Source organism: Natronocalculus amylovorans (assembly GCF_023638035.1).
GTDB lineage: Archaea > Halobacteriota > Halobacteria > Halobacteriales > Haloferacaceae > Natronocalculus > Natronocalculus amylovorans.
Genome location: NZ_JAKRVX010000008.1, coordinates 1 through 26,072 on the forward strand (window position 1 = coordinate 1; position 26,072 = coordinate 26,072).

Genomic DNA, 26,072 nt, shown 5'->3' on the forward strand with positions numbered 1-26,072 from the left:
TCTGGGAGCACTCCTACTACCACGACTACGGCCCAGCACGTGGCGACTTCGTTGACGCATTCTTCAACGTCGTCGACTGGAACGAACCAGCAGCACGCTACGAGCAAGCAGTCGAACTCTTCGAGTAGATAAGTAAAACGTAGCTATCGTGGGCCCGTCAGGTGTCTTTTTTTACGTGATAGATCGCAGGGCTACAGCACCAACAGACAAGTGAAAAGAGCGATTGTTACTGGGAGTCAGCGATCGGACTCGGAGTGGAGACGGTCACAACCGACACATCCGCATCAACGAGTACCTGAATCGACTCACCGTTGCATGGAAGTGTCAGTTTGACTTGCACTGGATCTGCAGAAACAAGTTCAGTATATCGATCGCTGACACACCAGTCGAAATGCCAGAACGGTGCGGTATTGAGATCGACACCGTTGTTTGCGAAGAATACAAGCACGCCTGCGTGGTCAAGGAGCGTGACACCCACAGCTGACTCAAGACGGTAGTTACAGCGTTGACAGAGATGTTCAACCGCAACATCCAGCGCGTCACTTTCAGGGCGGTGAATAAGACTGCTCTCAACAGCACCAGTACATTCAGGGCACACACCATCAGCCGCAAGGCAGTAATGGTGGCGGACATAGTGGTGAAAGGCTTGCAGGAGATCGTCTGTGCTACGGTCATCAATCCCCCCAGAAGGGAACGGGTAGCTGACTTGGACCGTGCTACACTCAGTACAGCCGATCGTTAACGTGTCATCAACATACCACCCGTGGAGATTCCCGTCACATGCATAACAGTAACCAGAAGCGGGGAAGAATCCAAGTTGGGTTCGCTCAGTGAGCGTGCCAGTGAAGATAGCGCTGACGACTTTGCGACCAGGATATCGAAAGGAGTAGCCAGCAGAGCCGTGTTTAATAAAGTGGCCAGTAAGTTGGCGGAGGTGGTAGCTGAAGTTTGCGCTATCTTCCATCTCGACGTTATTGAATAGATCAGTAAATCGAACTGGCTTCTCGTCGGCACCAAGTTCAAGCAAAGCACGGAGAATAGCAACACGTGTATCGTTGCCAAGAATTCCAAATACTTCCGCAGGCAGTAGCTCTGCTTCAGTCCGAGCCTCTGGAAGCGACGGATGCTCTGCATCCGAAGATGCTTCTTTCGGGGGCTTTACAATGCGATCGTGCTGGCTCATTATCACAATATTCGAGGGAATTAGGTAAAGGATACCGAAGCGGTACAGTTGCCGATCAGCGTTCAGATGTCTCGGCGCACAAAAATCGACCGTGCAATGCCCAGCAACACGATAGTTATTACAAGCAAAATAGCGGCATCACCGATCCCATATGTTCCGTGAACGAGAATCTCAGTTGGATTGTAGTAGTACGTCGGAGAGAGATACCGAATAAATCCAAGCCCATCAACGGTCGCTGCGATCGAGTCAAGCAGATATAACACAAATATAACAGCCAGCGCGAGCCGTTTCCCAACGTCTGCACGGGTGACCGTCACAGAAAGAATCAGACCGATCGCCGCACACGCAAGCAGATATGGGACTGAGAGCAGGTGGACCATCACGAGGCGGGAGAGTGCAATGGATTCACCAATTGCAAGAATGCTCGCGTAGACGGCAACCGCGACACCGAGATTAATCAGAACGATCGGTGCAAGAAGCGAGCCAACTTTCTCGAACAGGAGCTGCGACCGAGAGACAGGCAGCGAGAGAAGCAGATCCATCCGATCGCGTTCGATATCGTCAGCGATGACTGATGCCGCACTGTAGGCGAAATAGAGTCCAAGAACGATCACCCACACAAAGTTGTAGAGTTCAACCGCCAGAAACCCCTCGATCGTTGCAAGCGTTTCAATGCCAAATGCCTCTTGGAGTGCTGGCGGCCATGCCTCAAGCATCTGGTCGATGTCGATACCAGAGCTGGAAAACGACGGAAACAGCGCCACAAAGAACGCAGCAACTGCCGCAATGCCGACCGTGAGTGCGATCGTCCCACGCTGTCGTCGCTGAACTTCGTACTGTACGGTCTCAAACATGTGCAGCCTCAGTTTCTGTATCCGGTTCCGTCTCGCTGCCGTAGTAGTGCATGAAAATATCTTCAAGCGGTGGTTCGCTAATATTGATATCCACGATATCGTACTGCTGCAGTTCGGAGATGAGATTGTTGTAGGTTCCCGTATAGGTGAATTGGACTGTCTCGCCAAACGAGATCACCGAAAAGACGCCATCGAGAGCTTCAATTTGTGATTCAATTGTGTCTGGAGTCTGTATCTGTACTCGCTTTCCGCCTTGGTTGAGCAGCGACTCGATCGTTTCGAGCCCAACAAGGGCTCCATCGCGGAGGATTCCAACCCGATCGCACACGCGTCGAACCTCACTCAAAACGTGTGACGAAAAGAAGATTGTCGTCCCACGATCGCGTTCGTTTGTGATAAACTGATTGAAGCGTTCCTGTTTGAGCGGATCAAGCCCAGATGTTGGCTCATCCATAATCACCAGATCCGGGTCGTGCATGAACGCTTGCACAATGCCAAGCATCTGTTCGTTTCCGGTTGAGTACTCTCGAATCGGACGATCGATCGGTGGGGTGAATATCTCAAGCAGCTCTGCACGTCGAGAATCACCCTTAATTGAGGCGTGGTAGTCTAACACCCGTTTTCCGGAGACAGATTCATTGAACGCAAGATCCGATGGGAGATAGCCAATTCGCGTTTTGGCTTCCAATAGTTCGGACTCATCTGTGATTGATGCGCCCAACACATGGGCTTTGCCGCTGGTTGGCGATTGCAATCCAAGAAGCGTTCGGATTGCCGTTGTTTTTCCGGCTCCATTTGGCCCAAGAAAGCCGAATACCTCACCAGGTTTAACACTGAACGTGAGCGAGTCGATGCCCACGACATCACCGTATGATTTTGATAACGCTTTGACATCGATCGGATTCATAGCGAAGGTTAACTCGATGACTAAGTGAGTTTTCCGGTCATGAATAGATGACTACTGAATTACTTCTTTATGAGTCAGCCCTAACAGAGTGTATGCGAGGGTTCTCCGATGAGCAGCGGAAAGAGATACATACTCAACTCATCGATACAGGCCGGGAGTTACTGATGACGTACGGCCCAAAAAAGACGAACGTTGCGGATATCACGGAGCCTGTTAGTATTGCAAAAAGTACGTTCTATCTGTTTTTTGACTCAAAGGCGGATCTCTATCTCGAGATCGTGCATAGAGAGCAGCAAGCATTTGAACAGAAACTCGCCACGGAACTTGCAGATATCGAGGAGCCAAAACAGGGCCTCAAGGTGCTATTTCAGCTCTATCGAGAGTTTGCAGAGACAAATCCGTTGATGCAGCAGCTCTTGCTTGATGATACTGCATTGCAATCAATCCGATCGGGTGCCTCCCAAGAACGATTTGAAGCGTTACAGCAACAGAGCCTCGAAGAGATTATCCCGTACATTGAGGCGTTTCAAGAGCAAAGCGGTGGGCTGATTGCAGAGCATGACCCAACGGCAATACTCGGCGTGATGTCGACAATTGGCCTCATGGTAGTGCGTGAATCACCCCGAGGTCAAGCCTCGGGGCTTCCTGTTTCGATGACGTGACTTGCAGACACGCGCTGGATATCAGCGGTGTCCGTAGCGGTCACAGTCTCCACAGGCGTGCTTTCGGGCCATCCCAGCCCTAATTCAGAAAAGCCGCGCTTCAAGACGTTCATCGCCGCGTTCGCATCTCGATCTGTCTCAAACCCACAGCTAGGACACGAGTGTTCCCTGACCCAAATGGGTTTCGCGGTCTCTACTCCACAACACGCGCACTCCTTCGTTGTTCCGCGAGAAGGCACTTGCACAACGTGTGTGCCGTACAGGTCGCCCTTGTATTCGAGCAGCGTGATGAATTGTCGCCACGCTGCATCCTGGGTGTTTCGAGCGTTCCCGTCGCCCTGAAGCATCCCAGATACGTTGAGGTCTTCGACGAACACGGCGTCGTACTCTTTGACGAGCCACGTTGTCAGTTTGTGCTGGTAGTCCAGTACGTTCCGCCGAATCTTTCGCTTCGCCTGAGCGACTTTCTGGCGTTGTTTCTCGTAGTTGTTCGAGCCGTGTTCTTTCCGAGAGAGGTTGCGTTGTTCTCGTTGGAGTCGCTCGTACTCGTCTTCGAGGACCAGCCAATCCACTGTTTTTCCGTCTGATGTATGGATGTAATTGAGGATGCCAAGGTCAATTCCCACGCTGTTGCTCGCGTCAAGCGAATCCAGTTCGGGTTTAGTCCGAACGTGTTCGTCGTCAGTTTCGAGGCTGAACGAGACGAACCACTCTCCAGTCACTTCTTTTTTGAGCGTGACTTCTTTGATAGTGGCATTTTTGCAGAGTGGTCGGTGATAACGGATTTTCATCCAGCCGATTTTACTGAAGCGGACATACGCAACCCCGTCTCGGCCCCTCTTGTTATCGAGGTCGAAGCCTGACTGGTTGTACGTGACACTTCGGTAGTCGCTGGGTGCTTGCCGCTTGAGCCACCCGACTTTGTATCCGTTCTCTTTTTTCTTGCGAAGGTTCGAGAGGTTACGGTGAAAACGGGCGACGGTGGCTTGTGCTGCTTTCGAGTATAACTCGGCGAATACGGGCCACTGTCGCTTCCACTCTGGAAGTTTGTTGTTCTGCGTGTATTCTTTGGGTTTGTCGTCGTCGGGACTGTTCGTGTAGTCCCATTTGACGTGATTGTAGAGTTGGCGATGAACGTCGATGTGATGTTCGGCCGCCGCCGCTACTTCGTCGCTTGGGTAAGCGCGGTAACGGTGGCTGTGTTCCATCGCTGTCTGTTGACTAGATAATATACCTATTTAATGATTTGTACCCGCGCTGTCGGATTCATCCCCGACCTCAAGGGTCGGGGTATTCTCCTTGACCGCCGATAAAAGACCAATCAAAATGTTCCATAGCCAATTGAGAGCAACCATAGCCCCAGTATACTCCCAAAGAGACCGGCTACGAGGTACGAAAGCGCTCGGTTTTTGTACTCCGATTGGAGCGAACGTCTCACCGCAGAAATAATGTATTGTGCCTCAACAGAACCATCAGCAGTGAGTTTCCCGATGACTGTGAGTGTGGCACCCGGTTCAGCGATCGATTCAACAAATTTGTACTCATCGCCGGCTCTTGATGCAGGGATGTTCCGTCCGACGCGGCCGGGTTGCGTTGCAGTTGCGTCTACGATCTGTTCGGCTCGATCGGTCAGTTCCATCTGAGCACCCGCAGGGGCAATTTCAACGCAACCGTGATCATCACAGAGCTCGAACGAAACACCCCCAGAGTCACCTTTTTTCGAGAGCCAGCGTGGGTTCTCACCTTGCCCGTTGACACCTCGAATATAGTAGCGCCAACTCCAACACACTGCATCACGTGAGAGCGCCGGTGAGAGTGCAGTGTCGATTGGGACCACACGTCCGCGAACGTGGACTGGAGATCCAGGATCGACCGCTGCGGTGTCGGCGGGAGTTACAGCCGTTGCCGATCGGATATGAAGATACGTCTGTGCGTTTCCAGCGGCGATCGAGAGAGCAAAGCCACCGGCAACGAGTGGCGCTGCTCGAAGTGCCACATCAATAATAAGTTGACGAGAAAATGGCTGTGAAGGCGGTGACCCGAAAGCGACGATAACGGCAGTACAAAACACCGGAAAAAAGACACCGATCGTTTGCCACATAACTGGTGTATTCCATTTTACTGCAGCATACCCTGCAGATTTTGAAGACACATGGGCACCGACAGCAAATGGAAGAAGGAACGCGAGGGTCACAACAAGGAGGTACCAAGCGGGGATTTCGGCCATGAAAATAGTATTTTCCGAGATAATAAGTCAGTACTCCCAATCAGGTAACAGCCGGCTGGAGCTATGTCGTTGTAGTCGATCGGTCTGGAATCAGACTCATCAGCTTTGCGTAGATGATAAACTCGTATACCAATGTTGCAGGGAGTAACAGAATCCCGATAATTGTGAGTCCAATCAGGATCTGCAACACGGTGAATACAGTTGGTAGAATAACCCACACCAATACGACAACAAGGAGATATCGTAGACTAAGTGATGTCTGAACGATCGATCTGAAATCAAAGGCAGCTCGCATATCCAGTTCTTGGCAGAAATGATACACGGCAGCGGTTGCAATATATAACAGTCCGAAATAGGTCGGAACTAATAGAATAAACCCAACGGTACCGGCTCGCTCATCGATCGCGCCTAAAAACGCAACAACAAACAGGGCAATAAAAAAGAGGACAAAATATCCGAGCATAACAGCAGTCAGTTTCACTCCATCAATAAAGAGACCGATATAGTCCTCAAACTGTGGTGGAGACTCACCATTCGATGCGCGCTGGACAGTCCTCGCAAAGTATCCTACAAGGATAAATGCAGGGAGAATAAGCACGGACCCAATCAGTAACAGAGATCCAATCAATAACGTTCGAAGATATTCCTCATCTTCGAACGGATATTTGGCAATGTCAACAATCACAAAATGATAACCACATGGTCAATATATAAATGTACATTATCTCAAAAAGACCGCTAGTACTACACACGTACCGTTTCCAGGAACCCAAGCCACCGTTTATGATCGTCCACAGATGAGCTTCGAGCCTCATCACCAAAGCTTGGCCGGCGAATAGTAGTTAGCGCATTGAGCGCCCGATCGATGCCAATAATCTCATCGGCGATCGTTTCTGCAGTTTCGGTATCAAGTGGGCTATTCTTGAGTTGATCAATTCGTTCAAGTCGTTCGTCTCGAAGGACGTCGATCGCTGCCGAAAGCGTTTCTTGTGCTGCTAGTGGAATGACGTCGATTTTTCTAGTTTCGATGACAAACTCTTGCAACTCAAGTGTATCACCGTGGACGGTGATCGTCTCCGGTGTTTGGGCGCCGATCGTTGCGCTTTGTCTATTCACTCGCCGAAGTATCTTTGTTCGTTCTGTTTTGGTCAATGTCATGGAGAGCTGAAGAGATGTTGTAGTCAGGAGAGAGTGTTAGCCGTGTTGTTGCTGGTATCTAAGAATCCAAAGAGAGAGTGGGAGGCTTCCAGCGACAAGTCCGTATAAGATCCCGATGAGCGGCTCAACTCCGAGGTATGGATGCAACAAATATCCCGTCGCTGCACCGATCGAATCAAATACAAGCGAAAGGAGGATTATTTGCGTTGCGAATGGCTTTCGATCGAGCCAATGGAATAATTGGAGGGACATAACGTATCAGATACGTTGATAGTGTATTATAAATCTTATTTCTAAACGCTAAATATCGAATATGTACACCACTATGTCCGCAGTTAATTAGACAGGATATCAGCTAACCAACGGCTGGGTCTTCAGCCGTTGATTAGGTTATGCCCGGTATGAATTCTCTCCAATCCGGTAAACGCCAACAGAAAGCAACACCGGAGTGCCCTGATTGCTGGCGTGCTGAGCGTGGTTGTACCCAGCGAGTCTTATAATTCACCCAAGAACATAACCTCAGCGGGGAGATAGTTATCTACTACTCACCGATCGATCAGCTAAGCAGGACGAAGATAGCTAGTCGTAGTAGCTAATTCGATCGACAACACGGGCAAACGCGACTGTTGGTGTTGCATTCTCGATTTCGATCTCGACACGTTCTCTGAGTTCTGTATCTGGAACGATCACAACGTATCCGCGATCAAGTTTGGCAACACCGTCACCCTGCTCGCCGATACTTTCAATCTCAACCGTTCGACGGTCGCCTTCAGCAACTGGTAGCCGCTCCCGATCGGCGTCATATCCATGAGATGGCTGTGATTTGGTATTCGGTTGCGGCTGAGATGAAGAACGCGGTTGCGATTGAGGCTGAGAGTTATCCTTCGCAGATACGGCCGCAGTCGGTTTTACAGCCGTATCCGATCCTGTTTTGAAAAGACAAACTCGTTTCTGTTCCCCAGCAGATAGCTCATACCCCTCGACCAAGCGTTTTGGGAGTTCAACGACATATGAGCCGTTGCGTTTACTAACCGTCCCGGAGAACACCAAAGGATTGTCGCAAGAATCACCAATAGTCATTGATATCTGTCCGATACAACGAAAGACTAGCTGATAGATGCTGGGTTTCCGTATTGTGGGACCTCACAATCCGAGATTGAATAGCTTATTTGCAGTGAGCGCGGTTGCAAGAAATAACAAAAGCGCACATAAAAATGCGAATGCAGCGGCCCATCCAAACAGATCAGCAAACACTCCGGTAACAACGGAGCCAAGCGCAGCAAAAATCATGTACACCGATCGAACAAGCCCAAATCCAGTCGCTTGCTCTTCATCAGACATTTCATCAAGAAATCGCGGAAGCAATGCCGCGCCAAAACTCATCCCAATCCCTAGAAATACACCACCCAAGATTGCACTCAAAAGGCCAGGTGTCAAAATCAGCAGTGCGATTCCGGCTGCACCAACGAGCATACAACCCGCAGTAGTCTGATCGCGACCGAATCGATCGGACGCGGCACCAACGACAACCTGACCAACCCCCTGCGCAATAAAGTAGACCGAGAACACCGTTCCAGCAAGTGTGGTAGACTGCCCACGATGTTCAATCAAAAATGTGGGGAGAAACGATGCAGTCCCTTGCCAGACAAACTCACCAATAATCGCCAATACGAGCGTAAACGCGATCGCAGGGCGAGACAGCAGTTCGACTGCAGCACCAATATCTATCTGTGAAAGCATCGGTTGAGACGGCTTTCGTGGTGGAGTCTCTCGAATACGCCAAAAGAACAAGATAAACACTGGCGTTCCAAGCAGGACCGTCACACCGATCGCCGGACGCCACCCATACCGAACGGCAACCCATGCGACAATAACCGGTGTAAGCAAGCCAGCGAGTGTCGCACCAGTATTGTGGATACCAACCGCACTTCCTATTCGATCGAATTTTCTTGCAAGAAGAGTTGTTGCAACGCTATAATGCAATCCTGCAACCGCACCTAAAAGAACCGTTGCAAGAATGAAGACACCAATGTTGGGTGCAATAATAAGCAAGAGCGACGCGACGATTGTCCCACCAATAGAGACAAGGATAATCCGGCGCTCACCGAATCGGTCGGCGAGAATACCGCTTGGATACTGCGAGAGACCGTAGGTGAGCCACATCCCGCTGAGTGCAACACCAATGAGTGCATTCGAAACCTGAAACTCAGCAACGATATCAGTGACAACCGGGCTAATAGAGAGTCGCCCAACCATCGTGACAAAGAACGCAAGGGTACAAAGAACAAGAACGGTGTGCGGATATCGCCACTTCATCACCGTAGATACGTCACCATACCAGTACTTGCTGAGTGATCAAAAGAGGGTGTCGAATTGTGATCCACGAGTGAGTGTGTATTGGCTGCGATCGGTTCCCCCCGGGTGAGCGAACACGTTCATCCAAGCTTGAAAATTACTTTTGTACAATTCATGTATAGTGTTAACATGGATCGTCGAGCGTTCATTCGGTTGAGTCTATTGCCAGTGGGTGCAGTTGGGCTTGCAGGCTGTGCTGGTGAGGAATCTGCTAATAACGATGGTAGCTCGGTCGATGAGGATATAACTGAAACCGAAACTGCAGAAACGGCAACAGAAAATGAAGAGAGTGAAGACAGTCCTGCTGGTGGTTTTCCGACATACGACCTACCAATGTATAGCAACTGGCCACCGGAAACGCCTCGAACAAACGATTTCGTTCTGTTCGGACATGCGAACATCCAGATTCTGCACGAAGCAGGTTCCGAAGAGGTAGAGGAAGAATCACCGGATATTGAGGACGAAGAGAATCTGTTACTTGTATTGCCCGGATATGGATTCATAATCACCGCGTTATGGTTTCAAGTTGGGTTATGGGGATATCCGTGGCAAGGCACACTTGGGAACGATAGTGAACCGGATGGAATGGAAACCGAAGCGATCACCATGACGGAAGGAACGTTTGTATTTCATGGATCGTTTGATCCAGATCTATTCGAAGAGACGTATGCTGATGGATTTGAAGTACAGACCAATGATAGATTCACCATTTTTGAGGGCGAACAAGGTACTGAAACCGATGGATTAGCATATGCAGTTGCGGAGAGCTCAGTCGTTGCTGGGTTACAGACTGGAGAGGGTGTTGAACATCAAGACGTGATTACGACTCTCAACGATGCAGTTGAAAACCTAATAGCCGAAACGGGTCGTGTACGGGATACCGATGATGGTGAATTTCTCTTCGAGAGTACTGGAGACGCAGACCTAGTGACTGGGTTTTGGGATGTGAATGGACTAGAGGAGGAAGATCTCCAGACTGGGGATGAACCACCAGATGGGTCATCAGAACTTGAAGAGAATCCAGTATTCAATACTGTTGACAGTTTTGTGAGTGTACTGACATTGCCCGCGTCTGAAGGTGGTGTTGGTGGTGACACAGTAGCGGCACGCTTTGCAGCAGTGTATCCAGAGGGCGAGGTCCCCTCAGAACAGGAGCTACGCGAGGAGTTGGTTCCAAGCGATACTGCCGAAGAAACAGCGATTACCCGATCGGATACCCGGGCACACGTTATGATTGAGGTGAGCGAAGACGAACTGGAGCGAGAATCGGTTGCAGCCCCAAATATAACTGGTGAATAGTAAGTTTATATTCGTAAGCCGGCAATTTCCGCTTACACCAATTGTACTTTGAGAAAGATATCGTAATACTGCCATCATATGGATGCCAGTACGAGGAATACAACCACACACCAGTCTGGATCTCTTATAGGTGGGCGTTTGCATGAATCGTAGCGATCGACAGATCGTATTCTTCACCGCAGGCTCACACGGACTTGTACACACGTATGAACTCGCCATCCCGATTCTCATGACTGTGTGGCTCATCGAGTTTTCAGTCACTGCAGCCCTGCTTGGAGCGGCAGTAACTGTTGGCTACGGCCTCTTTGGTGTAGGTGCACTCCCCGGAGGCATCCTCGTCGACCGGTATGGATCGAAACCACTGATTCTCGCCTCGCTGCTCGGGATGGCAGCTGCATTCCTTCTTGCAAGCCTCGCACCCTCGTTTGTAACGCTGGTTATTGCGATCGGTATCTGGGGCATTGCAGCATCCGTCTATCATCCAGCGGGGCTTGCGCTCATCTCGACATCGATCGAAAAACCAGGGGTTGCATACGGGTATCATGGGATGGGCGGAAATATCGGAATCGCACTCGGCCCGCTCGCAACAGCGGTGCTACTGACACAGTTCGACTGGCGAATCGTTGCTGCAGTGTTGACGATTCCGACAGCCATTATCGTCGTGTATGGGCTTCTCGTCGATATCGATGATCAGACGGTCGCACCCAAAACGGAGGGGAACACAACAAACTCGGACACAAGTTCAACAAAAGGAAAACTCACAGTTGCGGCGATTCAGCGTGACACGCGCACACTATTTACACTTGGATTCTCTATTATTTTCGTCATCGTGCTGTTGAGTGGATTATACTACCGAGCGTTCCTCACATTTCTTCCGGACCTTCTTGGTGACCTTCTCGGCGGGCTCGTTGATATTTCATTGTTCGGGGAGGGCAGTGTCGTTGCCGAAGAGTTCGATATTGGACACTACTTATATGTTGGAATTCTTCTCTTTGGAATCGGGGGACAGTATCTGGGTGGATACTTAGCACAGCGGTTTGCACCAGAGCGAGCGCTCGGATATGTCTTGGCAGTCCTTGCTGGATTAGCGCTCTTGTTTGTGCCTGCTGTTGCGATCGGCGTCGTTCCATTCGTCGGGGTGGCGCTGCTGCTTGGAATTGCATTGTTTACAATCCAACCGCTCCAACAAGCAACTGTAGCTGCGTACTCACCAGAGGAGACGAGAGGGCTCTCATTTGGATACACATTCCTCGCAATCTTTGGAATTGGTGCATTGGGGGCTGCAATTGCTGGAACAGTGCTCACAGTTGCATCGATTGATGCGCTCTTTGTAGTGCTTGCAGCGATCGCAGTGACGGGTGCGCTTGTTGTGACAATTTTCAGACGGAACATTGTCTCATCTGGCCGATAGCTAATCAACGTGTTACTGCGATTGTTTCTGCGTTCGAACACGAATCTTAATTTGATCTGGATCAGACAGTTCAAGATACGACCCGGTTGTTGTAACTGGTAAATTAGCTGTAAGACACTGCTCATGAACAGTCTCCAGTGATTCTCCATCGTTGAGATCAACGACGAACTCAAACCATGCTAACCCACACCCACCAGCAGGTTCTGCTCGGTTTTGCCATGTATTGAGACCGAGATGATGATGGTAGCCGCCAAATGCAACAAAAAGTGCGGACTCCATGGTAGTCTGGGGTGTCATTCCCAATTTGTCAACGTAGAACCCTCGGGCGCGATCGATCGACGAAACCGCAAGATGAAGATGGCCAATAGTCGTCCCAGTAGGGGCTGTTTGGCTCCCATCAGATGATTGTGTGAGTCCATCAAGCGCAAGTGGAACCGTTCCGATCTTGATAGTTCCGTTAGCTCTATATGGCCATGCGCCGCGTGGGCGATCAATATAGAGCTCAAGACCGTTGTTTTCGGGATCAGTGAGATACAGCGCTTCGCTAACAAGGTGGTCTGCAGCCCCATCCAAGTTCCACTCGGACTGAACTCGATCGAGTGCGGCCCCTAATGCAACATCTGTTGGGTATCTGAATGCGATATGGAACAAGCCAGCCTGTTGTGGCGTTCGAGGCTGGGCTGATTTGTCTTCGATGAGGACAAGCAGTGGTTCTGGCCCTACACCGAGAGTTGTTGTATCCGCACTGGTTTCAAGAACAGAGAGACCAACGATAGTGCAATAGAACGAAACCATCCGATCGAGATCTTGGACAGTTAGCGCAGCACGACCGATAGACGTTAAATCAGAAAAAATTGATCGTGAATCCATAGTCAACGATGAGTTTCTGCCCAAACAAGAAATAGTTGCGGAGCGCTCAGAGTGAACAGCATATGATCTAAGAGACACATGGCAAAAAGGTATAATTTTTAAATTCATGTAAGGTAATTTTACTACATATATGTGTGCTTCTTTTAGGATGAAATTTATGGACTCTTTGGGTGAAATAAGTTTATCTATCGTATTTTATTGTAGATACTAAAAGAAGTATATACAATAAAATATTTTTTTGAACAGTAGATAATGTATGTTATTTGTTGTAATCTGTCTTTTGGAGATTTAGTATAATTTATAATATATATTTGAGAAGCTAGTAGACTCTCACTATTTTTAATACAGCAGCAGTCTTGGTTCAGGTATGAGTGTATATGACGTCGCCATCGTCGGCGGTGGCTGTGTCGGCAGTTCGGCTGCGATGCATCTGGCATCACAGTCGGAGCTGGATATCTGTCTAATTGAAAAAGAACACCAGTTTGCAGCGCATCAGAGTGGGCGGAACTCAGGGGTGCTTCACCCTGGGTTCAATTACGAACCAGGTTCAACGAAAGCTAAATTTAGCACTGAGGGCACCCAGCGAATGAAAACATATGCAGCGCAGAATGATATTCCGTTGCGAGAGCTAGGTGTACTTGTCGTTGCACAGTCGCAGAAAGACTACAAAGAGCTTCGTCGACTTCACAATCAAGCCGCTGCAAATGGTGTTACAACCGAAATGTTGAACGATCGAGCCGCAATTCAGGAGATTGAACCACATGCCAGTGGGATTGCAGCCCTTCACTGTCCAGAAGCTGCGTCGATCGATTCACAACAGTATGTCTACTCGCTCGTTCGTGATGCTGCAAACTTGGGTGTCGATCTATTTACTGGCACACAAGTCACGTCAGTGGAGTCTACAGCCACCGGAAATGTTCTTCGGACCTCGACAGGGGCGATTACAGCAGCGTTTGTCATCAATGCAGCAGGGTTGCACGCGGATACGATCGCCTCTGAGTTTGGTGTTGCAAACGAGTATCAAATTGTTCCATTCCGTGGCGAGTATTATGAACTTCGTGCGAATAAGCGTGACCTGGTGAATACAATGGTGTATCCTGCACCCGATCCAGAGCTACCGTTCTTAGGGGTTCATTTCACGCGTCGGAGTGACGACAAAGTGATTGTCGGCCCGAATGCGGTGCTGGCATTCGGGAGAGAGGCATACAAAAACACAGACTATAATCTCGGTGACCTCCGTCAAACAGCCACATTTGGTGGTTTTTGGAAACTCCTTGCAAGCAGAAAGATGCTCTCGGTTGCGGCTGATGAACTTAACAAATCGTATCGGAAAGAAGCGTTTGTAAGCGCTGCACAGTCGCTCATCCCCGAAGTACGGGCAGCTGACTTTACAAAAAGCTACGCAGGGATTCGAGCACAACTAGTCGGTCCCGATGGATCCCTGGTTAAACAACCACTCGTCGAGCACGGACCACGATCGCTACACGTGCTAAATGCGGTCTCGCCTGGGCTTACGTCTTCGCTTCCGTTTGGCGAACACCTTGCAGAGGAGACGCTACAAGCGTATCCCTAGTCGTTACTCCCGAATACATAATACTCACCACGCAGCCTTCAGTACAGTACTGATCTCTTCAACAGTTGGATCATATCCGACAGGCCCATGTTCCAGTTTCGAATTTGATTTGATAATGGCAGCAATCGAGTCAAGATCCGATTTCGTGAGTGAGTCGATCTCTCGAAGTTGTGTCGGTAGTTCGAGTGTCTCGCGAATCTGTGTTACAAGATCCACAACAGCATCAGCAACATCCTCAGTCGATCGGGCTGTGACATCAATTCCAAGTGCGGTGGCAAGCGTCTCTCGCTGACCGTCTACATGTTCAAAAATCGATGTTAAAACATGAGGGGCAACGATCGCATGAACAATACCCTGTTGGACTGAATACTGTGATGAGATGCCGTTCCCGAACGCATGGATCGTATTTGACCGCTTTCCGTACTGAACTTGAATTGCGCCAACGACGGCCAGATCAATGGCATCGAGATACTCCTCGGAATCTGGTGTGCCAAACGCTAGGGCACCCTGTGAAAAATACCGTAGCCCATTAAATGCATGCGCCTCTGCAATCGGGTTTGACGATCGAGAGTAGAGCGTCTCGATTCCTTTGTCAATGCCATTCATTGCAGATGATGCAAGGACGCTCTTTGGTGTTGAGGCAAAGAGTAAGGGATCATAATACGCTGCTGTTGCTCGGAGGCGAGCATCAGAGATATTCACACGCTTCGTCGAAACCGCACTATCCGTTTGAAGAGTCGATTTGTAGTAGATACTCCCCCCTGGTGAGAGATCAGCTCCAGCAAGCGTGGTTGGAACAACAATAGATGGAAGTGGATCTGTATGCTCATCAGGAGATGGGATAACGCCAGTCTCGGCGACCGTTCCTTCGATCGCTTCGCGGCTACTGTCCAACGGTGCAATCGAACAGATTGCTCGGGCGACGTTGAGCGAACTTCCCCCGCCAACAGCAATAAGAACATCAATGTCTTGCTCATGAACGGTCTCAACTCCAGCAAAAACAGTTTCAAGTCGTTTATCTGGAGTTGTTTGGTCGAAGATCGTCTCAAGAGTGCTCCCAAGCCCCTCTGTAATCGGGCCCACAACAGCAGAGTTGGCAGCCACATTCGATCCACAAACGACCATTGCGCGTGTCCAGCCATGCTCATCCAGCGTCTTCGAAAGCGATTCCACACAGCCACGTCCATAGTTGATATCCACAGGTGCGTATGTGAACGTAAATGGAGGTATAGTCATATTCATGGACAATCCAGTATTAGAATGCAAAGCCTGACCATCCTCCATCGACGTGAAGGATCGATCCAGTTGTGTATGCTGCGACAGGCGATGAAATATATGCGGTTGCCTTTGCGAAATCCTCCGGTGTTCCAAGCCGTGGAAGTGGGAGCTCGTCGATTCGCTGCTCATATGCGTCCTCAACAGAGATTCCTTGTCTCTCTGCGCGTGCTTGTACTTTCTGTTCAATTCGGTCGCTCATAACGCCACGTGGGGCGACACAGTTGACACGAATGCCATACTCGCCATACTCATTGGCTAACGTTTTTGAAAGCCCGTATATTCCCGGACGGATCACGTTTGAAACAGCACTGTTAACGTTTGGCTCGAGGGTTGAAGCGCCAATCAGGTGGGTTATGGCACCACCGTTCTCTTTGAGCGCCGGAAGTGCACGTTTACACGCGTGAACCGTGCTTCGAAGGACATTATTGTAGACCGTATCAAAATCCTCCAGCGTGGATTCCTCGAACGGGTTATTTTTTGGACCGCCGTGGTTTGTGACAAGAATATCGAGTCCACCCAACTGTTCTAACGCCGTACTCATTCCGGTGTCGATCGAGTCAGGATCGGAGAGGTCGATGCAAACCGAATCAACGCTTCCCGAATCATCGCCAACAGCCCCCTCAATCAATGCAGTTGCAGTGTCGAGATTTGCTTGATTGCTGGAAGAGATAATGACATCTGCACCTTCCAAAACGAGTTCTTGAGCGACTGCTCGACCAAGACCGCTACTACTTGCTAGTACGATTGCAGTTTTGTCTGCGAGTTGCAGATCCATAATGAACATTGGTAGAGATAATATATAAATACAGAGATACCACCAGTTCTCACCGGCAACTGTCCAGAGCTGCAAAACTGCAGGGTCCAAAACAGCTATTTGAGCGGTTGTCCGTGTATATGTATGGATCTAACTGGAAAGACAGCACTCGTCACTGGTGCAAGCCGAAATATCGGACAACAGATCGCAGTAACGCTCGCCGCAGCCGGTGCTGATGTTGGAATTACTGCGCGATCGAATGAAAAAGGGTGCGAAGAAACCGCTCGTCGGATTGCCGAGACTGGCGTCGACACTACGACAATCCTTGGTGATTTGGGGGTAGATGAAGACATTGACAAGATCGCATCTCATGTCCAATCTGAGTTGGGAGACATTGATATACTAATAAATAATGCGACAGTGCGCCCCAAAAAACCGTTTTTGGACGTAACTGCAGAAGATCTCTCCTACGTTATGGATGTGAATATTAAAGGAACGTATCGGCTGACACAGAAAGTGGCTCCAGCAATGATTGAAAATGGTGGTGGAGCAGTTCTCAATCTTATCGGGGCATTCGTATATTTAGGGCGTAGTGGAAAATCTCACTCATATACCACCAAAATGGCTATTGAAGGGCAGGTTCGACAGCTTGCATCCGAACTTGGACCAAAGGGAATCAGAGTAAATGCAATCTCTCCAGGCCATATTGATACAGTGCGTGATGGAGAGTATCATGCTGAAGAGCAACTTATTCAAGCGATTCCGTTACAACGGGCAGGAACTGTTTCTGAGGTTGCCGACACCTGTTGTTTCTTGGTGTCAGATCATGCCTCGTTCATCACTGGACAAGTGGTTCATGTTAACGGTGGTGCCTATCCGACGCCAAACATTGTTCCGACCGAGTGAGCATCGTCAGACGCATATCCGACCAACATTCATTTCGATCGAAGAAACAAATAAAAACAGAGTCTAAATTCGTTGTTAGTCAATCAGCTGTTTGACTTTTGGGCCGATGAACGGTCCAAATACCACCAACAGCGTAATGATCACAAGTGCGAGCGAAAGCGGCTGTGTAATAAATATCAGATAGGATCCATCAGATATCTGTAACGATCGCATTAAATTCTCCTCTGCAATTGGACCCAAGATAACGCCGAGGAGGAACGCGATAATCGAGTAGTCATACTTCACCATAAAGAAACCAACAATACCGAGAACCATGAGCGTCCAGATGTCGATCCAGTTATTACTCAGCGTAAAGCCGCCGATAATTGCAAGGACGAAGACGATCGGAATGATATAGTCCGTATTGATTCGTGTGACGATTCCCAATCGGCTAACCATCGAGATCCCCGCGGTGAAGATAACAACATTTCCAATCAAGAGTGCGAGCAAAAACGTGTAGGTCGTTGCAAGTTCGGCGTCAAAGAGATCTGGACCGGGGCGAATCCCGTGAAGCAATAATCCACCGAGCAGCACTGCAGTCGCAGCACTTCCAGGGATACCGAATGACAGTGTTGGGACAAGCGATCCGCCAATCATCCCATTGTTAGAGGCCTCCGCAGCGAGAACCCCACGCGGGTCGCCAGTCCCGAATGACTCCGCATCCTTTGACGATCGGACTGCCTCACCGTACGCAAAGAAGTTCGCTACCGTGGCACCAGCCCCTGGAATCGCGCCAATAAGCATCCCAATGTATCCTGATTTGAGCAACAGTACTGGTTTATTTAATGTTTGTTTCACACCAGAAAGTGCACTGCCGCTCATATCGAACCGATCGTCCGCAATTCCACCCTCCTTGCTGGAAAGTTTAATCATCTCTGCAATGGCAAATACACCGATCAGTGCTGCAATGAAATCGATACCATCAAACAGCCCAAGATTACCGAACGTGTATCGGAGTTCAGGACTATTCGGTGCAATACCAACGGTCGTTAGCATAAGCCCAAATGCACCAGCGGTGAGCCCTTTGATCATTGAGCCTCGAACAACCAGCGTGATCATCGAGAGCCCAAGGATTGCCATCAAAAAGTACTGTGGCGATCCGAATGCAAGGACGATCTCAATGAGTACTGGAGAGAACAAAATCAACGTTGTCACAGTGAACAATCCAGCAATCGCGGATGCAGTTGCAGATATTGTTAATGCCTGCACTGCTTCGCCTTTTTTCGCCATCGGGTATCCGTCAATAGTCGTTGCGGCAGCACCACCAGTTCCAGGGACGTTTACCAAGATTGCAGAGATCGATCCACCGTACATAGAACCGCTGTACATTCCAATAAGAATGATAATCGCATTGATCGGGTCTAGCGGCAGTGTGAGTGGGAGCACAATTGCCATTCCAAGCGCTGCCCCTACCCCTGGCAATGCACCAACAACGATTCCTAAAAGTACCCCAAAGACGACATAGCCCATTGTAGGCCACGTAAAGAGCAATGCAACGGCCTCAAGAAGCGCTTGAATGACGCTCATAGTAACCCACCTGTAAAGAGAAACTCACCTTCGTCGATTGAGACATTGAGAACGGTCAAGAACGCATACGCGATCGCAACCGAAATAGCGACGAGGACACCACGTACCCAGAGTTCCACTCGGAACCATGATGTGTAGACCGCAACAAATATTGGAGTCATAATAAAAAGCCCAGCAACATACCCACCGATGACATATCCAATTGCTGCAAGTGTAGTAAAGACTGCATCGGGAAGTGGACGGTCAACAGTCGAGAGTGAAGTAACCTCATCGGGCTCTATGTCTTCTTCTTCACGTGTTTGTTCCTCGAAATCTTCACTCACGTCCAATGCCCGTGCATCTTTTGCAACAAACGAGTAGATTGGTTCCGGTAGAATTGGCCGCAACAACAGGAGGATAGTTCCAATCACAACAAATCCCGCAGTAAGTCGGGGGAACGTTGCAGCTTGCCCGATCCTAAAATTAAATGACTCCCAGATCATGTATGATGCGGAGATCAACATCAAGAAGAGTAGTCCGTACTCCATGTTGACCCGATCATATAACGTCCGGAAGACAGACTCAATGGACATACATCTCCCTTCCCGTCCTTAATAATAAATATTGTTGTTTAGTGTAATTCAAAATTAGTCCACAGATTTGTCTATATCGTCTAAAAAAGTTGAAATAGATTACATTTCAACAGTTACTAGTTTGATGCGTCACGAATGTCGTCGAGGTCGACAACCTCAGGGATTGTCTCGTACGCAGCCTGTATACGGTTTTCGACCTCTTGACCATCTTCAAACATAATAACGTTACCCGTATCTTCCGCCCACTCAGCCATCTCATCGGATTCCATGGCAACACGGAGCGCATCTTCAAGCACTTGCTGTGCCTCGTCTGGGATGCCCGGTGGACCTGCCACAACACGTCCCAAGCTTACGAGGAAGTCAAGTTCATCATAGCCGAGTTCAGTTACTGGGTCAGTATCAGCGAACACCTGTGACCCACCGCTCGGAAGAACTGCAACAAGATCTACAGCACCGTCTTCAACAGCGGCATTCGCTGCCGTGTCAGTACTGAGTGCAACTGGGACTTCCCCAGAAATCGCAGCCTGGACAGATGCCGCAGTTCCACCGTATCCAACGTATGAATCCCACTGGAGATCATGTTCTGCCTGCATAACCAATGCCATAACGTGATAGAGACCACCGCGCTCGAGACCGCCGAAGAGCTCTAAGTCACCAGATTCGTATCTGTTGAACAAGTCATCATAGTCTTCGATATCATACTCAGGGTTACCGACAAGTACAACAGCGTCTTCTGCGTAAAGCCCGATTCCGGTTGCATCTTCAAGCGGCCAATCTTGTGGGTTAACCATCTCAGAAACGGGTGTCGATGGTGGGTTAAATGCACCAAGGGTATATCCATCCGCTTCTGAAAGCATCATTTCACCAGTTCCGCGGAGCGACGCTGCCCCCTCAACATTGTCAATCGGGACGTTTACACCCAACTCATCAGCCATGAGTGGTGCAAACTCGCGAACATATACATCGGTCCCACCACCAGCACCGAATGGGACAATAATCTCTACATCGTCTTCTGGGAAACCATCCCCACCATTTCCGCCGTTACCGCCATTACCACCATTTCCGCCGTTTCCATCATCGCCGGTACATCCTGCTAATCCGATCATACCTGCTGCAGAAACTGCACCAGCGGCTTTCAAAAACTGTCTACGCTTACGACTATTCGATCCACTATCGTTCACCATGTTCATTCGTTATACTTCATCAATAATAGATAAATCTTCCGGGTTTGTAAATAAAGTGTTTACAATCTATCTGATTTAGGGCCACTCAAAGAAGGTGAACTCACCGTCTTTAATTACTATTTCATCATCTAGGCGCAGTGTCGGCTCCCCCATCATCGCATCAAAATGTACTGGTGCACGTGTTTCACCACCCAGATTACTGCTCGTTCCAATGCCGAAGTGGACGTTTCCGTATCGGCCGTGGTCATTAGAGAACCAACCGTTGAAGCTACGACACTCTGGGTTCATCCCCACCGCAAGTTGGGCGATATTATATACGGCCGGGTCATCGTGTGCTTCCCATACACGGGTGATCGTCTCCGCCTCGATCCCACCAGAGACGTCTGTAACTACCCCATCCTCAATCTCCATAACAACATCATTTTCTAAGACGCCGATGTCGAGATTGGGGATTGCACCGTCAAATACCACTGTCCCGGTTGTCGTTCCTTCTACGGGCGCAATGTTGGCTTCAATATGAACGAGCGAGGTAAACGAGCCTGGCTCATCTGCAATTCCAGGGTGAGAGTTCCCACTTCGACCCTCCAAGCCGACGACGACATCAGTTCCCTGTGGAGAGGTGATATGGGCTTTGCTTGCAGCAGTAAATTTTGTAGCAAGCTCGTCACAATATGGTCGCATCCGATCGTAATCTGCATACAACCCACCTGTTTTGAGCTGTTGTGGCGTGAATTTCACCATACTGATCCCTCGTGCGCCGGCTGCAAGCGCTGATTTCATTTCGGAGCTGTGAGTGATCGACCGATGAACAGGCGTAATGATAACATCCACTTCGTGCATTGCGGCGGCAACCGACGGTTCAGGCTCGTTTCCATCATACTCACGTGGATCCATGAGCGTCATCGTGACGGTTGCGCCACGCTCTGTTGCTGCTGCTGCAACTCGCTCTGCGACAGTCGCGGTCTCCCAATCTGAAACAACGAGTACATCTTCACCTGCGTTGACATCAGCACAAATCTCCACAACTCTGTTGGCACCAGCCATCTCTTGAACTGAATCCATACACCCAGATTTCAGTGAGACAATAATTGTGTTCCGAATTAGGTATCGGTAATCGAAAATCCACGCTCTCGCACACACGTAAAGAAACAACGGCTGAGGATTCAATAATTACAGGGCTAATTCATACTCAGCCGTTCACCAATTAGGCGATATGGTTAGTGTATCATAAATAATCAGCCGGGACATCGGTATGTTTATTTTCACAGAGGCGAACGGGAAGATGTACGAGATATGTTAGAAGTAGAAATGGCTGATGCTGCAACTGGTATTGTTAACGAATGTCTCGATGTTCAACCAGGTGAGGAAGTACTTGTATTGGGTGATGCAAAAAAGAAAACGGTCGCACAGAGTATCGCAACTGCGGTCAGTGCTGCAGGGGCAGAATCAATTACGATGATTATGCCACTGTTGGAGAGCCACGGTAACGAACCACCGAGAACCGTTGCAGACGCAATGAAATCTGCGGATGTCGTGTTTACGTGTACCACACATGCGATCACACACACCCGTTCAAGACTCGAAGCTGCTGAAACCGGAACGCGGTTCGGTATTCTCCGAAGTGTCACTGACGATATGATGATCGAAGGTGCAATGAGCGTCGATTTCGAAGAGCTTCGACGCCGAACTGAAGCAGTTCGTGACGTTCTTGACGCTGCAAGCGATGTGCACGTCACCAGCGACAAAGGGACCGATATTACATTCAGTGTTGAAGGGTGCTCTGCGTTCTCATTGGACGGGTACTTCCACGAAAACTATGGCTTCGCAACACTCCCACCGGGAGAATCACCAACTCATCCAAAAGAAGGGACTGCAAACGGAAAGATCGTAATCGACGTATCGATGGACAATATCGGGCAACTCGATGAACCGATTACGCTGCATGTTGGAGACGGCTTCGTGACTGATGTAACAGGCGGTTCACAAGCAGATGAGCTTCAACAAATCATCGATGAAAACGATGAAAACGCAGGAAACATTGCCGAGTTTGCGATCGGAACAAATCCAAAAGCAAAACTGATCGGAAACCTTGCTGAGGATAAGAAACTCGCCGGAACAGTTCATTTTGCAGTCGGAGATAATGAGTCGCTTGGAGGCACCCTAAAAAGCTCAATCCACCTTGATGGTGTTGTACGAACGCCGACAGTCGAGCTCGACGGTGTTGTCGTCGTAGACAACGGGCAGATCGTCGAAGACGCATTAAACTAGTACAACCAGAGTTTATATTATCTTTTAGCGTCTACTGCAGTACGCATGGTTATTATTGCCGCAGTGGACCGTGAAGGGCCACACAACAAGCTACTGCATGAAGCTGAGAAACTAGCGCAAGCATTCGATGAAGAGTTGCATATCGTACACGTTCTTAGTCAGAAAGAGTTCCGCCAAATAGAGACAGATCATGTCGATTCAAAAGGTGAAGCAGTGTCACCGAAAGAGATCAAAGCATATGCCGAATCAAAAGTTGCAGAAATTGCAGACGGTGTCGTAGAAGAGTATGTTGCTGTTGGTCGAATTGGTATTGTTGATGAAGAAGTACTGGAATACGCTGAAGAGATTGATGCGTCCTACATTGTGATCGGTGGTCGCCAACGCTCACCAATCGGGAAGGCGCTCTTTGGAAGTGAGGCACAGTCGATCCTACTCTCAGCGCCGTGTCCTGTTGTGTTTTCAGAAAGCGGAAACTGAGGGATTTTCAGTTTAGTGCTGATTTTTGGTATAGTATCAGAAATTTTCGATCGTCATCCGCAGGTAATTCAAGCAATATCGCAGACACCAACTACTATCGACACCAACCAATATAATGTACGATCATTATATATTCCGTATTGAGGAATTTTAAATGTAGCACCTCAGATCGAATATTATTTACAACCATTTAAGGCTGTAATATATCCATTGTGTGAAGGATATTCCGTAATAGGGAATGTTTTATTGATTGGTCCCATACCAAAATTTATGAACGATAACACCTCAAATCGCGTCAAGTCGATCGAAACAACGATCGCAATTATCGAAGCACTCCAACCGAAAGAAGGAGCACGAGTGACAGAGATCGCTACAGAGTTAGATATTGCTCCAAGTACGGTACATAGACACCTCTCGACGTTGCACGATCATAATTTTGTAAAAAAGAGCGGTGATCAATATGCCCTCGGTATGCGGTTTTTATCGATCGGTGGGTATCTCCAGCATAAGAAGTTCGAATATCGAATGGCGAAAACAAAAATCGAAGATCTGGCGATGGAAACGAGCGAGCGAGTACAGTTCGTCATCGAAGAGAACGGGCGGCGGATCTATGTTCACACTGCAGTTGGCGAGAATGCAGTCGAAACGGACAGCCATATCGGGAAACAAGGCCCTCTTCATTGTAGTGCAGCAGGGAAAGCGATTCTTGCCAATCTTCCAGAACCAGAGCGTGAGGAGATTCTAACCGGAGGAGGGCTAGAACAGATTACACCCCAGACAATTACGGATCCAGATATGCTACGAAAAGAACTTACAGAGATACGAAACACACAGATCGCATTCAACAAAGAAGAGTCAACACCAGGCCTTCACGCAGTTGGAACTGCAGTTACTGGTAAAAATGATGAGCTAATTGGTGGTATCAGTGTGTCAGGGCCAGCCCACCGAATGATGGGCGATCGGTTTACCAAAGAGATACCAAAACTACTGCTTGGGGTTGCAAATGAGTTGGAACTCAATATCAAATACAATCAGTAGGTAGGAAACAAAACATTACACCAATATGTGTGTAATGCCCTACACGACGGGGCAGTTACCTTTTTTCCTGTTTACCGTAGCAGAACATACAGACCGATCTTCTGCGAATGTCGTGTTCTAACATAAGTATATTTATTTTGTCATAGTAAATATAAAGATTCATATATGAATGAAACCTACGAATAGAGAGTCGCAGTAGTTGAGGATATGTATAATCCAATTTTGTTAGGACGTGTCATTTTATATTCAGAAGCACTCTGATCGATCGGTGCAGATCGTGTAGCGGCACACGCTCATAATTTTCGAAAAACGTAATGCGCCTCCAATCGGTGGAATTTGATATAATAAATTATTATTTTCATAAAATATAGGGATTTTTAAAAATTATGCTTATTTCAGTTGTCGTTATTAATTGTGTACTTGTAGAACCGTATCACGAAATAATGAAGCAACAACTGAAAGAGATTATGTAGATCAGATTTGGTTCACTGTCAATTCATATATTATTTCTAACACTACTAATGTCAGTATATTGTATTACTATTTGTGTGGTGTATTTGGAATATTTTGCTAATCTAGCATATTCTCAGGTATAAAGAATCTGCTTGTGACTATTCATGGGTAGCATTTGAACTACCAATTGAGGTTAGATTACAATGTCAAATCAACCAGCAGAACGAACGCTTCAGTCCGAGCTACTAGGACGAGAGGTACATTTCAACTATTCGGAAACGTGGCTTGCATACTCCATGCTTGGGTTACGTGTAGTGATCGCATGGGTCTTTCTTCAAGCAGGGTTAGAAAAACTTCTTACAGGGGGGATCAGTGATCCGCTAGCGTGGTCCTCGGCCGGATTCTTACAGAATGCGATCGCCGATGCAAACCCATTACAAGGCCTCTTTTTGTTCTTTGCAGAGTATGGGGCGATCGTTGATCCACTCGTCATTTTTGGCCAGATACTTATCGGTCTAGCATTGCTCTTTGGTGCGTTCTTCCGATTTGCCGCAATGATGGGTGGACTACAAATGCTGTTTTTCTGGACCGCTGCATGGCAAGGTGGACTCATGGCTGGGTTCCCTGTTGAAAACGGTTACTTCATTGATAGCTCATTTGTCTACTTGCTGCTCCTCTTCGGACTCGGTGCATGGGGTGCTGGTCGTATTCTCGGTGTCGATCGCTATCTCGAAGAGACTCAAGTGGTAAAACAAAACCCGTGGCTTCGCTACTTCCTCGGGTAACAGAACATCATCGCTGTTAAAACCCAATCTTTCAGATGGACATAATGTTGGTAAAGATTGTCAATGAGTGCTGCGGCTGATTTGTCACTGGTGGCTCAAATACAGGCGTGTCCAAAAATCAACTCATCTATGAGCTAATCGATATAATCCGAACACCATTCGAATCACCAGCTGAATCCCGATCCAACCGATCGAGTGCGCTGTAGTGGAAGGGATTGTTGAGCTCAAGGGGATGGGTACTGACGGACGCAAAAATATTGACTGATTTACACATTACATATTACGAAATCAG

The 26,072-nt window shown here is 48.6% G+C and carries 27 protein-coding genes; 10 read left to right on the forward strand and 17 right to left on the reverse strand.

The window, feature by feature from the left end:
• Positions 1 to 128: Fe-Mn family superoxide dismutase (locus tag AArcSt2_RS14325; protein ID WP_250585731.1), on the forward strand; the 128-nt coding region annotated here is incomplete at its 5' end.
• Between the two features lie 98 nt (positions 129 to 226).
• Here AArcSt2_RS14325 and AArcSt2_RS14330 read toward each other — a convergent pair.
• From AArcSt2_RS14330 to AArcSt2_RS14340, 3 genes are all read right to left on the reverse strand, one after another.
• Positions 227 to 1,183: a DUF7351 domain-containing protein gene (locus AArcSt2_RS14330; protein ID WP_250585583.1), complete on the reverse strand. Its 957-nt coding sequence runs from the start codon at positions 1,181 to 1,183 to the stop codon at positions 227 to 229.
• 62 nt (positions 1,184 to 1,245) lie between these two features.
• Positions 1,246 to 2,037 carry an ABC transporter permease subunit gene (locus AArcSt2_RS14335; protein WP_250585585.1) on the reverse strand — a complete coding sequence of 264 codons (792 nt, stop codon included), beginning with the start codon at positions 2,035 to 2,037 and terminating at the stop codon, positions 1,246 to 1,248.
• A complete protein-coding gene (locus tag AArcSt2_RS14340) occupies positions 2,030 to 2,944 on the reverse strand; it encodes an ABC transporter ATP-binding protein (RefSeq protein WP_250585587.1) in 915 nt (304 codons plus the stop codon). Before AArcSt2_RS14340 ends, AArcSt2_RS14335 begins: the two co-directional genes overlap by 8 nt.
• A gap of 47 nt (positions 2,945 to 2,991) precedes the next feature.
• On the opposite strand from AArcSt2_RS14340, the gene AArcSt2_RS14345 reads away from it, so the two are divergent.
• A complete protein-coding gene (locus AArcSt2_RS14345; protein ID WP_250585589.1) occupies positions 2,992 to 3,606 on the forward strand; it encodes a TetR/AcrR family transcriptional regulator in 615 nt (204 codons plus the stop codon).
• Here the strand turns inward: AArcSt2_RS14345 and AArcSt2_RS14350 are convergent.
• From AArcSt2_RS14350 to AArcSt2_RS14380, 7 genes are all read right to left on the reverse strand, one after another.
• Positions 3,573 to 4,814 (reverse strand): RNA-guided endonuclease InsQ/TnpB family protein, encoded by a 1,242-nt coding sequence (locus AArcSt2_RS14350; protein WP_250585591.1) that lies wholly within the window; start codon positions 4,812 to 4,814, stop codon positions 3,573 to 3,575. The two genes, AArcSt2_RS14345 and AArcSt2_RS14350, sit on opposite strands and share 34 nt — an antisense overlap.
• Before the next feature lie 113 nt (positions 4,815 to 4,927).
• Positions 4,928 to 5,833 carry an E3 ubiquitin ligase family protein gene (locus AArcSt2_RS14355; RefSeq protein WP_250585600.1) on the reverse strand — a complete coding sequence of 302 codons (906 nt, stop codon included), beginning with the start codon at positions 5,831 to 5,833 and terminating at the stop codon, positions 4,928 to 4,930.
• Between the two features lie 61 nt (positions 5,834 to 5,894).
• Entirely contained in the window at positions 5,895 to 6,518 is a 624-nt protein-coding gene (locus tag AArcSt2_RS14360; protein WP_250585602.1) for a DUF4013 domain-containing protein, read from the reverse strand.
• A 59-nt stretch (positions 6,519 to 6,577) separates the two neighbouring features.
• Positions 6,578 to 6,991 carry a DUF5788 family protein gene (locus tag AArcSt2_RS14365; RefSeq protein ID WP_302929106.1) on the reverse strand — a complete coding sequence of 138 codons (414 nt, stop codon included), beginning with the start codon at positions 6,989 to 6,991 and terminating at the stop codon, positions 6,578 to 6,580.
• A gap of 36 nt (positions 6,992 to 7,027) precedes the next feature.
• Positions 7,028 to 7,243 carry a DUF8141 family membrane protein gene (locus AArcSt2_RS14370; protein ID WP_174654942.1) on the reverse strand — a complete coding sequence of 72 codons (216 nt, stop codon included), beginning with the start codon at positions 7,241 to 7,243 and terminating at the stop codon, positions 7,028 to 7,030.
• Positions 7,244 to 7,570: 327 nt separating this feature from the next.
• Complete coding sequence (locus AArcSt2_RS14375) at positions 7,571 to 8,071, reverse strand: TRAM domain-containing protein (protein ID WP_250585606.1); 501 nt, start codon at positions 8,069 to 8,071, stop codon at positions 7,571 to 7,573.
• 63 nt (positions 8,072 to 8,134) lie between these two features.
• The gene (locus AArcSt2_RS14380; protein WP_250585733.1) at positions 8,135 to 9,307 is read right to left on the reverse strand and encodes an MFS transporter; all 1,173 of its coding nucleotides are present in this window, start codon (positions 9,305 to 9,307) and stop codon (positions 8,135 to 8,137) included.
• Positions 9,308 to 9,475: 168 nt separating this feature from the next.
• Here AArcSt2_RS14380 and AArcSt2_RS14385 point away from each other — a divergent pair, with 168 nt between their 5' ends.
• A complete protein-coding gene (locus AArcSt2_RS14385; RefSeq protein ID WP_250585608.1) occupies positions 9,476 to 10,645 on the forward strand; it encodes a hypothetical protein in 1,170 nt (389 codons plus the stop codon).
• Positions 10,646 to 10,787: 142 nt separating this feature from the next.
• Positions 10,788 to 12,056 (forward strand): MFS transporter, encoded by a 1,269-nt coding sequence (locus tag AArcSt2_RS14390; protein WP_174654949.1) that lies wholly within the window; start codon positions 10,788 to 10,790, stop codon positions 12,054 to 12,056.
• Between the two features lie 12 nt (positions 12,057 to 12,068).
• Here AArcSt2_RS14390 and AArcSt2_RS14395 read toward each other — a convergent pair whose 3' ends face one another.
• On the reverse strand, positions 12,069 to 12,926 hold the full coding sequence (locus tag AArcSt2_RS14395) for a VOC family protein (protein ID WP_250585610.1): 858 nt from the start codon (positions 12,924 to 12,926) through the stop codon (positions 12,069 to 12,071).
• A gap of 367 nt (positions 12,927 to 13,293) precedes the next feature.
• Here AArcSt2_RS14395 and lhgO point away from each other — a divergent pair, with 367 nt between their 5' ends.
• Positions 13,294 to 14,499, forward strand: a complete 1,206-nt coding sequence (lhgO, locus tag AArcSt2_RS14400; RefSeq protein ID WP_174654950.1) for an L-2-hydroxyglutarate oxidase — start codon at positions 13,294 to 13,296, stop codon at positions 14,497 to 14,499.
• A gap of 24 nt (positions 14,500 to 14,523) precedes the next feature.
• On the opposite strand, the gene AArcSt2_RS14405 is transcribed toward lhgO, so the two are convergent.
• Both AArcSt2_RS14405 and AArcSt2_RS14410 read right to left on the reverse strand, forming a co-directional pair.
• Entirely contained in the window at positions 14,524 to 15,735 is a 1,212-nt protein-coding gene (locus AArcSt2_RS14405) for an iron-containing alcohol dehydrogenase family protein (RefSeq protein WP_174654951.1), read from the reverse strand.
• A 19-nt stretch (positions 15,736 to 15,754) separates the two neighbouring features.
• Complete coding sequence (locus tag AArcSt2_RS14410; protein ID WP_174654952.1) at positions 15,755 to 16,552, reverse strand: SDR family oxidoreductase; 798 nt, start codon at positions 16,550 to 16,552, stop codon at positions 15,755 to 15,757.
• A gap of 123 nt (positions 16,553 to 16,675) precedes the next feature.
• Between AArcSt2_RS14410 and AArcSt2_RS14415 the strand changes: the two genes are divergently transcribed.
• Positions 16,676 to 17,437, forward strand: a complete 762-nt coding sequence (locus AArcSt2_RS14415) for an SDR family NAD(P)-dependent oxidoreductase (RefSeq protein ID WP_250585612.1) — start codon at positions 16,676 to 16,678, stop codon at positions 17,435 to 17,437.
• 75 nt (positions 17,438 to 17,512) lie between these two features.
• Here the strand turns inward: AArcSt2_RS14415 and AArcSt2_RS14420 are convergent, their stop codons facing one another.
• The 4 genes from AArcSt2_RS14420 to AArcSt2_RS14435 form a co-directional block, all read right to left on the reverse strand.
• Positions 17,513 to 19,003: a tripartite tricarboxylate transporter permease gene (locus AArcSt2_RS14420; protein ID WP_174654954.1), complete on the reverse strand. Its 1,491-nt coding sequence runs from the start codon at positions 19,001 to 19,003 to the stop codon at positions 17,513 to 17,515.
• The gene (locus tag AArcSt2_RS14425) at positions 19,000 to 19,575 is read right to left on the reverse strand and encodes a tripartite tricarboxylate transporter TctB family protein (RefSeq protein WP_250585614.1); all 576 of its coding nucleotides are present in this window, start codon (positions 19,573 to 19,575) and stop codon (positions 19,000 to 19,002) included. Before AArcSt2_RS14425 ends, AArcSt2_RS14420 begins: the two co-directional genes overlap by 4 nt.
• 116 nt (positions 19,576 to 19,691) lie before the next feature.
• Positions 19,692 to 20,765 (reverse strand): Bug family tripartite tricarboxylate transporter substrate binding protein, encoded by a 1,074-nt coding sequence (locus AArcSt2_RS14430; RefSeq protein ID WP_250585616.1) that lies wholly within the window; start codon positions 20,763 to 20,765, stop codon positions 19,692 to 19,694.
• A 69-nt stretch (positions 20,766 to 20,834) separates the two neighbouring features.
• Positions 20,835 to 21,821 carry an aminopeptidase gene (locus AArcSt2_RS14435; protein WP_250585618.1) on the reverse strand — a complete coding sequence of 329 codons (987 nt, stop codon included), beginning with the start codon at positions 21,819 to 21,821 and terminating at the stop codon, positions 20,835 to 20,837.
• Positions 21,822 to 22,052: 231 nt separating this feature from the next.
• On the opposite strand from AArcSt2_RS14435, the gene AArcSt2_RS14440 reads away from it, so the two are divergent.
• The 4 genes from AArcSt2_RS14440 to AArcSt2_RS14455 all read left to right on the forward strand — a co-directional run bounded on the left by AArcSt2_RS14440 (position 22,053) and on the right by AArcSt2_RS14455 (position 25,780).
• Positions 22,053 to 23,027, forward strand: coding sequence for an aminopeptidase (locus tag AArcSt2_RS14440; RefSeq protein ID WP_250585620.1), 975 nt, complete (start codon positions 22,053 to 22,055; stop codon positions 23,025 to 23,027).
• Positions 23,028 to 23,072: 45 nt separating this feature from the next.
• A complete protein-coding gene (locus AArcSt2_RS14445; protein WP_174654958.1) occupies positions 23,073 to 23,504 on the forward strand; it encodes a universal stress protein in 432 nt (143 codons plus the stop codon).
• Between the two features lie 270 nt (positions 23,505 to 23,774).
• Positions 23,775 to 24,542 (forward strand): IclR family transcriptional regulator, encoded by a 768-nt coding sequence (locus tag AArcSt2_RS14450; protein WP_174654959.1) that lies wholly within the window; start codon positions 23,775 to 23,777, stop codon positions 24,540 to 24,542.
• A gap of 656 nt (positions 24,543 to 25,198) precedes the next feature.
• Entirely contained in the window at positions 25,199 to 25,780 is a 582-nt protein-coding gene (locus AArcSt2_RS14455) for a DoxX family protein (protein WP_250585622.1), read from the forward strand.
• The last annotated feature ends 292 nt before the right edge of the window (positions 25,781 to 26,072 follow it).